Genomic DNA, 12,682 nt, shown 5'->3' on the forward strand with positions numbered 1-12,682 from the left:
GGTGATCAGCGCACGGTGAGGCGCCATTCGCGGGCGGCCGGGCGCAGCGCGGGCACCAGCAGCACGGCCGCCAGCACGAACACGACGGGGTAGCCGGCGCCGGCGGCGACCAGTCCGGCTCCGGCCGCGCCCGCCGCCATGCCCATGTCGTAGGCCGCGTTCCAGATGGCGGTGACCGAGCCGTAGCCCTCCGGCCCCACCCGCGAGTACATGAGCGCGAGCGTCGCGTTCTGCAGCACCCCGAACCCCGCGCCGAACACCGCGGCGCCGGTGATGACGGCGGCCGGGGCGCCGGTCGCGCTGACGCTGAGCAAACCGGCCGCGGCCAGCAGCAGACCGGGCAGCAGCAGCCGGCCCTGGCCGCGCCGGTCGCCCACCCGCCCGGCCACCCAGCGGGTGAGGGTCGCGGCCGCGGGCTGGACCAGCAGCGCCGCCGCCGCGACAGAGGTGGACGACGTGGCCAGCGGCAGGAACGTCACCATCACCCCGATCGCGACCGTCGACGCCGCGAAGACGGCCGCCGGCCGGACCAGCCCCGCGTCACGCAGGCCGTCGAGGATGCCGTGCGAGCCGCCGCCGGTGCCGTCGGCAGCAGCACCGCCACCGCCGGCCGTCCGCCCGGGCAGCCCGGGCACGGCGACCAGGCTGAGCAGCGTGGCGATCGCCGTGATCGCGAACACCGTGCCGGCGCCCCACTGCCCGGCCGCCCAGACCCCGAACGGCAGCGCGACCAGCGCGGGCACCCCGCCGACGACGCCGACCAGGGCCAGGCCCTCGCCGCGGCGGTGAGCCGGCAGCAGCGCCGCCGTCAACGCGCCGCCGGCGACGATCGTGACGCCGAAGCCGAGGCCGCGCACCAGGTTGACCACCACCACGGTCGCCAGGTCCGGCGCGGCCAGCAGCACCAGCGTGGGCGCGCCGAGCAGCACCAGCCCGGCGGTCAGCGCCAGCCGGTACCCGAAGCGGGCGACCAGCCGCGGCGTCGCGATCTCACCGGCGACCGACGCCGTCAGCAGCGCGCCGGTGGCCAGGCCCGCGGCGCCGGTCGCCCCCGCCGCCTCGGCGACCATCGGGACGACCGACAGCGGCAAGTAGAAGCCCAGCGACGAGCCGACGATCGTGACGAACCGGAGCAGCAGCGCCCGGGAGACGAGCGGCGTGTCGACGGTGGCGGCGGCGAGCCTGGCGGTGGTCATGGCACGAACCTAGGGACGAATCGGTCCATCCGTGAGTGCCAATCTCACTACCCGATACAGGACCGATTCGCCCCGGCCGTGCCGACGAGGCCGCCTGTTACGTGCTGGCGGCCCCGCCCGCGCCACCCTTCGCCCGCCCGTGGACGGCGTCGATGAGGCGGTCGTCGACCTGGTCGTAGATGATGGTGCCGACCCACACGATGAGCGTGGTGAACAGCCACGTGCCGGCGCCCTCGAGGTCGAAGTTCTTGCGGGCCGTGAAGATGTCGGTCAGCACCAGGCCGACCCAGGTGAGCACCAGGCCGCCGAGGAACGTGGCGCTGGAGGCATACTTGCGCGCCGCCGATGCCATGACCCCGCGCAACAGCATGGTGAAGACGGTGAACAGGACGGTCCCGATCAGCCAGCCGGTGAAGGACAGGCGGAACTTGTCGAACAGCACCGCGGCGATCATCAGCAGCACGCCGTTCGCCGCGGCGGCGAGCACCAGGCGGATTCCCCACTTCATACTCCGTACTGTGGCGCAAATGCCGACGCGGCGCCACGACCTGCGAGGTTTCGTGGCGCCGCGTCGCGCGGGTTGGGGTGGTCCGTCCGGGTTCGATCAGTCGGCGGAACGCACCAGTTCGCCCTCGTCCGGCGGGACCGGCTCGTCGCGGCGGTCACCGTGGCCGGGCCACCAGGCGGCGTGACCGATGAGCGCCGTCAGGGCCGGGGTGAAGAACATCGCCATGACGAACGCCGCCACGAAGATGCCGAACGCGATGGCGAAGCCCATCGACATCAGCAGCGCGTTGCCGCCCAGCATCAGCGAGGCGAACGTGCCGGCCAGGATGAGACCGGCCGCGGCGACCGTCGGACCGGCATGGCGGACAGCCATGGCCGCGGCCCGGCGGGGTTCGAGGCCGTTGCGCGCCTCTTCGCGCAGCCGGGCCACCATGAGGATGTTGTAGTCGGTGCCGAGCGCCACGACGAACAGGTAGATGTAGATGGGCAGCATGAAGATCAGCCCGTCGTCGCCCTTGATGGTCTGGAACACCAGCACCGTGGCGCCCAGCGTGGCGCCGAAGCCGAGGCCGACCGACGCCATGAGGTACCAGGGCGCCACCAGGCTGCGCAGCAGCACCGCCAGGATCAGCATGATGATCAGCGCGGCCACCGGGAACACGACCGAGTAGTCGCGGTTCATGGCGTCCTGGAGGTCGACGAAGACCGACGTGGTGCCGCCGACGAGTGCCTCGGTGCCCTCGGGGGCGGCGTCGTGGGCGGTGTCGCGGATGGGCCCTTCGACGTTCGCCATGGACGCGTCCGACGTGGGGTCGGAGTCGAGGACGACGGTGAACGCGGCCGTGCTGCCGTCGTCGGACACGGCCGGCGGCGTGGCGACCTGTGCGACGCCGCTGGCCCCGCTGAGGGCCGTGCCGAAGTCGGCGATGGCGGCGTCGTCGAGGCGTTCGCCGCCGGTGCTGTGCAGCAGCACCGTGGTGGGGTCGGTGGCGCCCGGCGGGAGCCCCTTCTCCAGCGTCTTCAACGCGACCGTCGACTCGGCCGACGACGGCACACCGGTGTCGGAGAGGTCGAACGTCGGCTTGAACCCGAACGCCAGCACCGCCAGCGCGGCCAGCACCAGCCCGGACACGACGGCGAACCGGACGGGGTGCCGGCCCAGCGCGTCGCCCATGGCCCCGAACCGGGCCGCCTTCGGCTCGTTCTTCCACGCCTTCGACGGCCAGAACACCTTGGTGCCGAGCAGCGAGACGATGGCCGGCACCAGCGTGAGCGCCGCCAGCACCGTGACGGCGACGGCGATGGCCAGCGCGGGACCGATGGAGCGGAAGATGCCCAGCGTCGACAGGACCAGCGCCATGAACGCGACGATGACCGCGCCGCCCGCCGACGCGATGGCCTCGCCGGCCCGTTCGATCGAGTGCGAGACGGCGGTCTTGCTGTCGAGGCCCTGCCGCAGCGCCTCGCGGTAGCGGAACAGGAAGAACAGGATGTAGTCGGTGCCGATGCCGTACAGCACCACGATCAGGATGACCGTGATCGAGGAGTCGGCCTGCAGGTCGAACGCCTCGTTGGCGAACGCGATGAGACCGGTCGCGACCTGCGAGATGATGCCGACGACGATGATCGGCATGAACGCGATGATCGGGCTGCGGAAGATGATGAACAGCAGGCCGAGGATCAGCAGGATCGTCACGATGCCGACGATCGCCTCGGCGTTCGACGCCGCCTCCTGGGAGTCGAGGCCCTGCGCTGCCGAGCCGGTGACGCCCATGCGCAGGCCGGTGCCGTCGAGCAGCGGCTTCGCGTCTTCGCGCAGGTCGCGGACGCTGTCCATGAGCTCTTCGCCGAACGGGTTGGCGTCCTTGGCCAGGCTGATGATCGACGTCTGAACCAGCCGGTTCTCCGACGGCGGGCTGGGCGTGATGGCGCCGAACTCGGGCAGCTCGAGGTCGCCCAGCTCGCCGGAGATCCGCTCGACGGTGGCGACGTCGTCGTCGGTGAGGGGTTCGCCGTCCGCGCGGTCGAAGACCATGATGGCGGCCATCTCGGTGCGGTCGGGGAACGCGTCGGACTGCAGCTCGGCAGCCTGGATGGATTCGTAGTGGTCGGGCAGGAACTCGGCCTCGTCGGTGGTCGAGGTGAGTGCGGGAGCGGTGGCGATCACAGCGACCGCCAGCACGACCCACGCGACGATGACCTGCCACGGGTGTCGGGCGACATAACGGCCCAGCGAAGCAAACATGCGATCAGTATCGGCGCCCGGTCTGACATCCGTCTGACACATGCCTGACATGGTGTTCCCGCCGTCCGCGGAATGCGGCGGGAGCCGGGGGACGGAGAAGTCGGATGTGGCGCGCGTCACGTTCTTCGCGGCGCCACGAAGAGTGTGACTTCGCCCATTTCTGAGCGTCGTGCGGGCGGTGATCTTGGGACGGTGGAGCGACGGAGAAGGGGTGGGGTGGCCGGCCGGCGTCAGCGGCGCGACCAGCCCCGCTCCGCCTCGGTCAGCCCGCCCCAGATGCCGTACCGCTCCGGAAGGGCTGTGGAGGCCTCCCGGCACTGCTGCGCGACCGGGCAGGACGAGCAGATGTTCTTGGCGATCTGCTCCCGGGCCCGCAGCGTGCTGCCGCGGCCCTCGGGGTAGAAGAGATCGGTGTCCATGCCCCGGCAGGCGGCATACGCCCGCCATGCGTCCCGCAGCTCGAACCAGTCCTCGGTGTACGTGTTCATGTGATCGGCCAGTGCGGTCATGCGGCCAGTTCCCCCTTCGCCGTCGTGTCGAGTGGATCAGGGCCTTTGATCGACAAGACAGAGATCGGGGTCGGCTATGACGCGCCTGACGAAGAATTTCTCGGGGAATTTTTCCGGCCGGGACGAACCGGATGAATGGCCGCGGAAACGCCACCGCCCGGCGAGCCGTGAAGGCTCACCGGGCGGTGTGGAGCGTCAGCGGGCGGCTACGGCTGGAGGTAGCTGAACTGCTGGTTGACGCCGGTGTGGGACGGGAAGAGGATGACCCGGCCGTCGGGCGCCACCTGCTCGATGTCGAGCACGAAGTTGTGGTACGTCACGCTGCGGATGGGCTGCGGCGCCGACGAGTCGGGGTCGAGGTTCCACTGCTGGCTGTTGCTGTCGTCGCACGTGGCCAGGACGACCGCGTCGATGGGGTGGACGCCGTCGAGGCACTGGCCGGTCGCGCGCCACACGATGGTGCCGTCGCCCGGGACCTCCCAGCCGCGGCTGGGGGTGTCGGCGCAGTCGCCGGCCCGCGGCACGCCGCTGCCGTCGACGACGATGCAGCGGACGCCCGCCTCGCCGAGGTCGACCTGGAACCGGCCGGCCCGCACGACCTCGAGCGTCGCGGCGTCGGTGGTGACAGAGCCCAGCTCGTTGGTGAAGACCGCGCGGTAGCTGGTGCCGTCGTCGTCGAGCGTGACGCCGGGACGGGTCAGCGCGGCGTCGGGGCCGCTGCCGGTGGCGTCGGGGACCGGGGTCCACGGGCCTTCGGCGGACGGCGCGCTCTCCCAGGCCCAGGTGGCCTCGGGGTTCGCCGACGCGCTGGCGGTGAACTCGACGTCGTCGCCGGGGCCGGTCTCGACCGACTCGGGCTGCGCGGTGACCTCGGGCTGCCAGTGGACGGTGAGCGTGGCGGGCTCGGACGCCGCCTCGCCGACCTCGTTGGTGAACACCGCGCGGTACTGGTAGCCGTCGCGCTCGCCGCTGACGTCGGTGAGCTCGAGCGTCGACCGGACGCCCTCCTGGCGCGGGGTGGCCACCGTCGTGTCCGGCGCGCCCCACTCGCCGCCCGGCGCCCGCACCTGCCACGTGATGGTCATGGCGGCCGGGTTGGCGACCGCGACGGCCTCGAACACGGCGGTGTCGCCCTCGACGACCGTGACGCTCTGCGGCTGCTCCTCGATGGCCGGCGGGTACTGCACCGTGATGACGGCCGGCTGGGTGGTGATGGTGCCGAGCGGGTTCGTGGCCTTGACGCGGTACAGGCGGCCGTCGAGCGCGCGGTCGGGCGCCTCGATGACCAGCGTGTCGGTGGTGGCGCCGGCGACGTCGATCCAGTCGGACTCGGCCGGCGCGTCAGGGGCGTCGGCGGTGTCGTCGGGAGTCTCGCCGGCGCGCTGCTCGGCGGAGCTGATGTACGGCGTGCCGTCGGTGGACGGCGCGAGCAGGAACCGCGGGGCGGACTTCGGCGCCTCGGCCGACGTGGTGGTGGCGGCGGGCTGGCCGCTGGAGCCGGCGGGCGGCTCGGCGTACTGCCACTGCAGGTCGGGCGGCGGGTTGCCGGTGACCGTGACCGTCAGGGTGACGTCCTCGCCGGCGACCACGACCGGGTTCGCCGGCGGCTGCACCTCGATGGCCGGCGGCTGCTCGGCCGGCGGCGGCTGGGTGGGGTCGGACGTCGGCTCGCTGCTCGGGGTCTCGGACGGCTGGGAGGGGTCGACCTCCGGCTGCTCGGCCGGCGGCTCCTCCTCGACCGGTTCGTCCGGCTCGTTCTGCGGCGGCGGCGCGTCGGCGACCGGCTGGTCGGGCTGCGGCTCGTCCTCGACCGGGTCGTCGGCCGGAGGCTCTTCCTCCTCCTGCGGCGGCGCGGGCGGCTCGTCGGGCGGGTTCTCGGCGGGCGGGTCGTCGGACGGCGGCTCGGGCTCGGCGCTGACGGACGGCGCGGCGGCGGGTGGGTCGGCGGGGTCGTCGTTGCCGGTCAGGGCCCAGGCGGCGACGGCGATGGCGGCGGCCGCCGCGGCCGCGCCACCGGCCGCGGCGAACTGCCGCGCCTGCTTGCCCCAGCCGGCCGGGTTGAGGAACGCCAGCACGCCGCCACCGGCGGCGCCGGCGCCGGCGGCCACCGCACCGGCCGCGATGCCGGAGGCCGGCAGCAGCAGGGCGGGCCAAAGGATGCCGCGCATGTCGGACACGAGCAGCAGCAGCTCGTCGCGCCGCTCGCGGCAGTGGGTACAGGTGGCGAGGTGAGCGCTCATCTCGCGGGTGTCGTGCGCCGACAGCGTGCCGCGGACGTACGACGCGATCTTCGGCGCGTACGGACGGCACTCGGGCTGGACCTCGGCGGAGAGGTTGACCGCCAGGTAGGCCTGCCGCAGGCCCTCGCGGGCGCGGTAGGCCAGCGCGGCGACGGCGTTGGCGGAGCTGCCCAGCGCGGGCGCCAGCGACGCCGGCGAGCGGCCCTCGATCTCGGTGTGCCAGAGCACCTGCTGCCACCGTTCGGGCAGCGTCTCGAACGCGTGCCGGACCAGCTGGCGGTCGGTGGACCGGGCCATGGCGTCGTCGGCGGTCGGCAGGATGTCGAGGATGGACGGGTCGGTCTGCGAGCCGTCGCGCTGCGACGTGCGGTGGCGGTCGATGGCCAGCCGCCGCACGACCGTCTTGAGGTAGGGCGCGAACTCGAGGTCGGGGCCACCGCCCTCGCGCAGCCGCGTGAGCACCCGGGTGAACGCCTCGGCGACGACGTCCTGCGCCTCGTCGCTGTTGTTGGTGACGATGCGGGCGACCTTGGAGGCGTCGTCGACATGGCGGCGGTACAGCTCGTCGTAGGCGCGCATGTCGCCTTCGCGCGTGCGCGCGATGAGCTGTTCGTCGCTGGCGGCGTCTGCTGGAATGGTCACCTGTTCTCGCTATCCCGGTTGCGCCCAGGCAGCTCAGTCCAGGGAACCACTCCCTGAATGGCGGAACCTGGGCGGCCTGATCTCATGATCGACACTAGCCCCCCCAAGCAGCCCAGTCACGAGTTCAGGCAATCGTGCTCTGGAGTCCGGGACAGCGAACACGTCGACCCGCACATGTGCTGTGCTCAGTTCACCGGTTTCGACCGCCTTCGTCAAGGAGATCCGCTCGACCCGTGCCCGTGCATCGTCGGGTACCAGAGCCAGCGCCATCGTGGTGCCGACGATGCTCAGTGTGGCGTCCGGCCGGACCCGTGAACGCAGCGCCGACGCGGCCTGCAGGACCCGGGCGATGCGCCGCCAGGGACCGTCGGCCGGGTCCCAGCGCATGGCCAGCAGGACCAGCGCGGACGGCTCGATGCCGGACAGCCGGTCCAGCTCGTGCACGCGCCCGTAGAGGTAGCCCGCGGTGTGCAGCCCGGACAGCGGATCGATGCCCGGCGAGCCGCGTTCGGCGGCGACAGCGTCGACCCACGCGTCGACCAGCCGGTGCCGTGCGGTCAGGCGGGGGAGCGGCGCGCCCACCGACGCCTCGAGCACGTCCCACAGCTCGTCCAGTTCGTCCAGCAGACAGGTGAGGTCGCCGGCCGTGGCGGCGCGCTCCCAGGCGAACACCGTCAGCCCGTGGACGACGTCCTCGGGGTCGGGTCGGTCGGCGGTCAGCGCGTCGACGACGGCTTCGACGCCGGGCGGAGGCAACTCCCCGGTGGTTGCCTCCGCCCGGCTCGTCCCAGGCGCGGGGTCGGGCTCGCGGGCGCTCGCCGGCACCGGCCGTTCCAGCCAGGCGGCCAGCAACGATGTCACCGGAACCTCGTCGTGGTTGAACATCGTCATCCTCGGAACTCCCCGTTCTCGCGCACGCTTCGTCCGACCCTTGCACCCACCACGACGGGGCCGGCACCGGATCATGACGCGAGATCGGAAAAGAATTTCGCGGGCGCCCCGACCACGCCGCCGGGGCCGTCGTCCCCGTGTGTCAGGCTGACCCTTGTGCCGGATCGCATGGTGCGCATGACCCGCTGGCTGACCGACGTCCGCCAGCGGCTCGCGCAAGCCGCCGACGCCGGTGCGGACGCGTCGCCCGAGGCCGGCAGCGCGCCCCGTCCGGCCACCGAGCCGCCCGCGTCCGAGCCCGGGCCGGTGCCGCCGCCACCCGCGGCCACGCCGTCGCCGAGCGCACCCGACCGCCACCCGGTGCCCAAGGTGGTCCGCGACGCCGCCGACTGGAGCTGGCGGCTGATCGTCATCGCCGCGGCGGTGGCCGGTGTCGGCTGGCTGGCGTGGGAGCTGCGGCTGGTGATCTTCCCGCTGGTGGCCGCACTGCTGCTGGCGGCCGGGCTGCAGCCGCTGGTGCGCCGGCTGCGCATGGCCGGGTGGGCGCGCGGGCCCGCGTCCGCCGTCGTGTTCGTCGGGTTCCTGCTGGTCGTGGTCGGGTCGCTGACGCTGGTCGGCAACGCCGTCGGCGGCCAGTTCCAGGACGTCGTCGACCAGGCCGAGGAGGGCCTGCAGGAGATCCGCGACTGGCTGGCGGGGCCGCCGTTCCGCATCGACGAGGCGCAGCTGGACCGCTACATCGACCGCGCGGTGGCCGTCTTCCAGGACGACAGCGCGGTCACCGAGCAGGCCGCCACCGCGGCCACCGTCGCCATCGAGATCCTGGTCGGGCTGGCGCTCGCGCTGTTCGCGCTGATCTTCTTCCTCTACGACGGCGAGCGCATCTGGACGTGGCTGGTGCGGCTGTTCCCGGCCCGGGCGCGGGCCCGCGCGGCCGCCGCCGGCGACATCGCCTGGCTGACGCTGGGGCAGTACATCCGCGGGACGGTGCTGGTGGCGCTGTTCGACGCCGTCGCCATCACGATCCTGCTGTTCATCCTGCAGGTGCCATTGGCGCTGCCGCTGGGCGTGCTGGTGTTCTTCGGCGCGTTCGTGCCGCTGATCGGCGCGTTCGTCACCGGGACGGTGGCCGTGCTGGTGGCGTTGGTGACGCAGGGCCTGCTGATCGCGATCGTCGTGCTGGCCGGGCTGATCGTGGTGCAGCAGATCGAGAGCAACATCTTCCAGCCGTTCATCCTCGGCCGCATGGTGAGCGTCCATCCGCTGGCCGTCGCGGTCGCCGTCTCCATCGGGACGCTGGCCGGCTCGATCATCGGCGCGATCATCGCGGTGCCGATCATCGCGCTGGTCAACACCGTCGGCAGTTACCTCGCCTCGACCCGGGAGCGGCCGCCACCGGTCGGGCCGGGCTGAACCAGCGCGCGCAGCGCGGCCGCGAGGTCGGCCGCCGACGGCGCCGACGCGGGGTCGATCAGCCATTGCAGCACGGCGCCGTTGACCAGGCACAGTGTCATCGAGCCGACGGTGCGCGCCGTCTCGTCGTCGATCTCGGACGGGTCGCGCTCGAGCACCAGCCCGGCGAGCTCGCGCCGGGCCCGCTCGTAGGTGCGGGCGAGGTCGTCGCGCAGCTGAGGTGAGTACTCGAACTGGGCGAACGCCTGCAGGCTGGCCACCGTCGTCGAGCGGTGCTCCTCGTGGCCGTCCTGCAGCCCGGCGAGGAAGGCCTCCAGCCGGTCCAGCGGGGTGTCTCCGGCGCGCGCCTGCATGGCGGCGTCGATGTGACTGTCCCAGTCGTCGAACGAGCCGATGATCGCGGCGTTGAGCAGGGCTTCCTTCGAGCCGAAGTGGTACCCGATGGAGGCCAGGTTGGTGCCGGACTCGGCGACGAGGTCGCGGGCGGTGATGTGCGCGAAGCCCCGCTCCGCCAGCAGCCGCTTCGCGGCGGCGAGCAGTTCCTCCCGGTGTCCCATGGCCCCAGTGTAGACGGCGATTCATACGTCCGTCATAGACACGTGTATAAGACGCTCGTATAGTTCCGGGCATGACCGAGATCGTTGAGCGGGCCGGCCGCCGGGAATGGGTGGGCCTCGTCGTCCTCACCATCCCGGCGCTGCTGGCGTCGATGGACCTGTCCGTACTGTTCATGGCCGCGCCCTGGCTGAGTGCCGAACTGGAGCCCAGCGGCACCCAACTGCTGTGGATCATGGACATCTACGGCTTCCTGATGGCCGGGCTGCTCATCACCATGGGGTCGCTCGGAGACCGCATCGGACGCCGCCGGCTGCTGCTGGCCGGCGCGGTGGCGTTCGGCGCGGCGTCGCTGCTGGCCGCCTACGCCACCAGCCCGGAGACGCTGATCGCCGCCCGCGCGCTGCTCGGCATCGGCGGCGCGACCCTGGCGCCGTCGACGCTGTCGCTGATCCGCGGCATGTTCCACGACCCGAACCAGCGGCGGGCCGCCATCGGGGTGTGGACCGCCGCCTTCACCGGCGGCGTCGCGGTCGGCCCGATCATCGGCGGGCTGCTGCTCGAGCACTTCTGGTGGGGGTCGGTGTTCCTCATCAACCTGCCGGTCATGGTGCTGCTGCTGATCGTCGGGCCGCTGCTGCTGCCGGAGTCGCGCAACCCGGACCACGGCGGCATCGACGTCCTCAGCGCCGCGCTGTCACTGGCCGCGGTGCTCCCGGTGATCTACGGCATCAAGGAGATCGCCGCCGACGCCGCCGTCACCGCGCCCGCCGTGGCCACGATCGCCGCCGGGCTGCTGCTCGGCGTGCTGTTCGTCCGGCGCCAGCTGACCCTGGACGACCCGATGATCGACGTCCGGCTGTTCCGCACCCCGGCCTTCAGCGCCGCCGTCGGCACCAACGCCGCCGTGACGTTCGCGACCGCCGGCATGGGGGCCATCGCCGTCCAGTACGTGCAGCTGGTGCTCGACATCCGCCCGTTCACCGCGGCGCTGTGGATGCTGCCGACCGTCGGCGGCACCATCGCCGGCATCGCGGTGGCGAACCTGGTGGTGCGGCGGATCTCGCAGGGCATCGTCGTCGGCGCCGGTGCCGCGGTGGCCGCGCTGGGCTTCGTGCTGGTGGCCACGACGGTCGAGGTCGACTCCCACGTCGGGGTCGTCATCGCCTGCTACACCGTCCTCGTGGCCGGTGTCGGGATGGCGGCCAGCCTGGTCATCGACCTCATCGTCGGCTCGGCGCCGCCCGAGCGCTCCGGCTCGGCGGCGGCGACCTCGGAGACCGCCGGCGAGCTGGGCGCCGCCACCGGCATCGCGGTCCTGGGCAGCGTCGCGGTGGCGGTGTACGGCGACGAGCTGCGCGGCGGCCTGCCCGACGGCGTCACCGGGCCCGCCGCCGACGCGGCCACCGGCAGCCTGGGCGCCGCGGCCGCCGTCGCCGAGCAACTGCCCGCAGGCGCCGCGGAGCCGCTGATGGCCGCCGCCCGGCTGGCGTTCACCCAGGGCTTCACCACGACGGCGGCCGTGGGCGCCGTCGTGGTGGGCGTGACGGCGCTGCTGGCCGTGGTGCTGCTGCGGCGGGTGCGCCCGGGCGCCCCGGCCGTCGTCGAGCCGGCCGGCTGAGCTCAGGCCGGGTCCGCCGGGGCGAGGCGGGCCAGCACGTCGGCGTGGAGGGGGCCGTTGGTCGCGAGCGCGTCGCCGCCCAGCGGTCCCGCCACGCCGTCGAGGCCGGTGAAGCGGCCGCCGGCCTCCTCGACCACGATCGACGGCGCGGCCATGTCGTGCAGGGCCAGCTCGGGCTCCGCCGCGATGTCGACGGCGCCGTCGGCCAGCAGCATGTACGACCAGAAGTCGCCGTAGGCGCGGGTGCGCCAGCAGGCCCGGGTGAGGTCCAGGAAGGTCGGCAGCAGGCCGCGCTTCTCCCAGCCGGACAGCGACGAGTACGACAGCGAGGCCCGCTCCAGCGACGTCACGGCCGACACCCGGCAGCGGGTGGCCGACGACAGCGACCGGCCGGTGTAGGCGCCGGTGCCGCGCGCCGCCCACCAGCGCCGTCCCAGCGCCGGAGCCGAGACGACGCCGGCGACGACCTCGTCCTCGACCATCAGGGCGATCAGCGTGGCCCAGACGGGGACGCCGCGCAGGTAGTTCTTGGTGCCGTCGATCGGGTCGACGACCCAGCGGCGGGCGCCGTAGCCACCGGCGCCGAACTCTTCGCCGACGATGGCGTCGCGCGGTCGCGCGCGCCCCAGCGTCCGCCGGATCGCCTCCTCGGTGGCCTTGTCCGCGTCGGTGACCGGGGACTGGTCGGCCTTGGTCTCGACCCGCAGGTCGGGGGCCCGGAACCGCGACATCGTCTGCGAATCGGCGTCGTCGGCCAGGACGTGAGCGAAGCGGAGGTCGTCGTCGTGGGCCACGATCGGTCAACCTACACGCTGAGGGGCGTCTGACGGGTCCGTGGCCTACTGCGCGACGCCCAGGCGGCG

Annotated in this window: 10 protein-coding genes; 2 read left to right on the forward strand and 8 right to left on the reverse strand. The window is 73.0% G+C overall.

The genetic code is table 11. The features are described from left to right. Positions 1-5: 5 nt before the first annotated feature. From BLV02_RS30265 to BLV02_RS30290, 6 genes are all read right to left on the reverse strand, one after another. On the reverse strand, positions 6-1,196 hold the full coding sequence (locus BLV02_RS30265) for an MFS transporter (RefSeq protein ID WP_069114318.1): 1,191 nt from the start codon (positions 1,194-1,196) through the stop codon (positions 6-8). Positions 1,197-1,293: 97 nt separating this feature from the next. Next, a complete protein-coding gene (locus tag BLV02_RS30270; protein ID WP_069114317.1) occupies positions 1,294-1,704 on the reverse strand; it encodes a hypothetical protein in 411 nt (136 codons plus the stop codon). A 96-nt stretch (positions 1,705-1,800) separates the two neighbouring features. Next, positions 1,801-3,948, reverse strand: coding sequence for an MMPL family transporter (locus BLV02_RS30275; protein WP_069114316.1), 2,148 nt, complete (start codon positions 3,946-3,948; stop codon positions 1,801-1,803). Between the two features lie 230 nt (positions 3,949-4,178). Next, positions 4,179-4,436 (reverse strand): WhiB family transcriptional regulator, encoded by a 258-nt coding sequence (locus BLV02_RS30280; protein ID WP_069114484.1) that lies wholly within the window; start codon positions 4,434-4,436, stop codon positions 4,179-4,181. Between the two features lie 227 nt (positions 4,437-4,663). Further along, complete coding sequence (locus tag BLV02_RS38130; protein ID WP_069114315.1) at positions 4,664-7,339, reverse strand: sigma-70 family RNA polymerase sigma factor; 2,676 nt, start codon at positions 7,337-7,339, stop codon at positions 4,664-4,666. 33 nt (positions 7,340-7,372) lie between these two features. Beyond that, complete coding sequence (locus BLV02_RS30290; RefSeq protein ID WP_069114314.1) at positions 7,373-8,230, reverse strand: hypothetical protein; 858 nt, start codon at positions 8,228-8,230, stop codon at positions 7,373-7,375. A gap of 177 nt (positions 8,231-8,407) precedes the next feature. Between BLV02_RS30290 and BLV02_RS30295 the strand changes: the two genes are divergently transcribed. After that, positions 8,408-9,643, forward strand: coding sequence for an AI-2E family transporter (locus tag BLV02_RS30295; protein ID WP_141711811.1), 1,236 nt, complete (start codon positions 8,408-8,410; stop codon positions 9,641-9,643). On the opposite strand, the gene BLV02_RS30300 is transcribed toward BLV02_RS30295, so the two are convergent. Beyond that, on the reverse strand, positions 9,595-10,200 hold the full coding sequence (locus BLV02_RS30300; protein ID WP_069114313.1) for a TetR/AcrR family transcriptional regulator: 606 nt from the start codon (positions 10,198-10,200) through the stop codon (positions 9,595-9,597). The two genes, BLV02_RS30295 and BLV02_RS30300, sit on opposite strands and share 49 nt — an antisense overlap. A gap of 71 nt (positions 10,201-10,271) precedes the next feature. On the opposite strand from BLV02_RS30300, the gene BLV02_RS30305 reads away from it, so the two are divergent. Further along, positions 10,272-11,819 carry an MFS transporter gene (locus BLV02_RS30305; protein ID WP_069114312.1) on the forward strand — a complete coding sequence of 516 codons (1,548 nt, stop codon included), beginning with the start codon at positions 10,272-10,274 and terminating at the stop codon, positions 11,817-11,819. A gap of 2 nt (positions 11,820-11,821) precedes the next feature. Here BLV02_RS30305 and hisN read toward each other — a convergent pair whose 3' ends face one another. Continuing rightward, a complete protein-coding gene (gene hisN, locus BLV02_RS30310; RefSeq protein WP_069114311.1) occupies positions 11,822-12,616 on the reverse strand; it encodes a histidinol-phosphatase in 795 nt (264 codons plus the stop codon). Positions 12,617-12,682 lie beyond the last annotated feature (66 nt).

Source organism: Jiangella alba, assembly GCF_900106035.1.
GTDB classification, from domain to species: domain Bacteria; phylum Actinomycetota; class Actinomycetes; order Jiangellales; family Jiangellaceae; genus Jiangella; species Jiangella alba.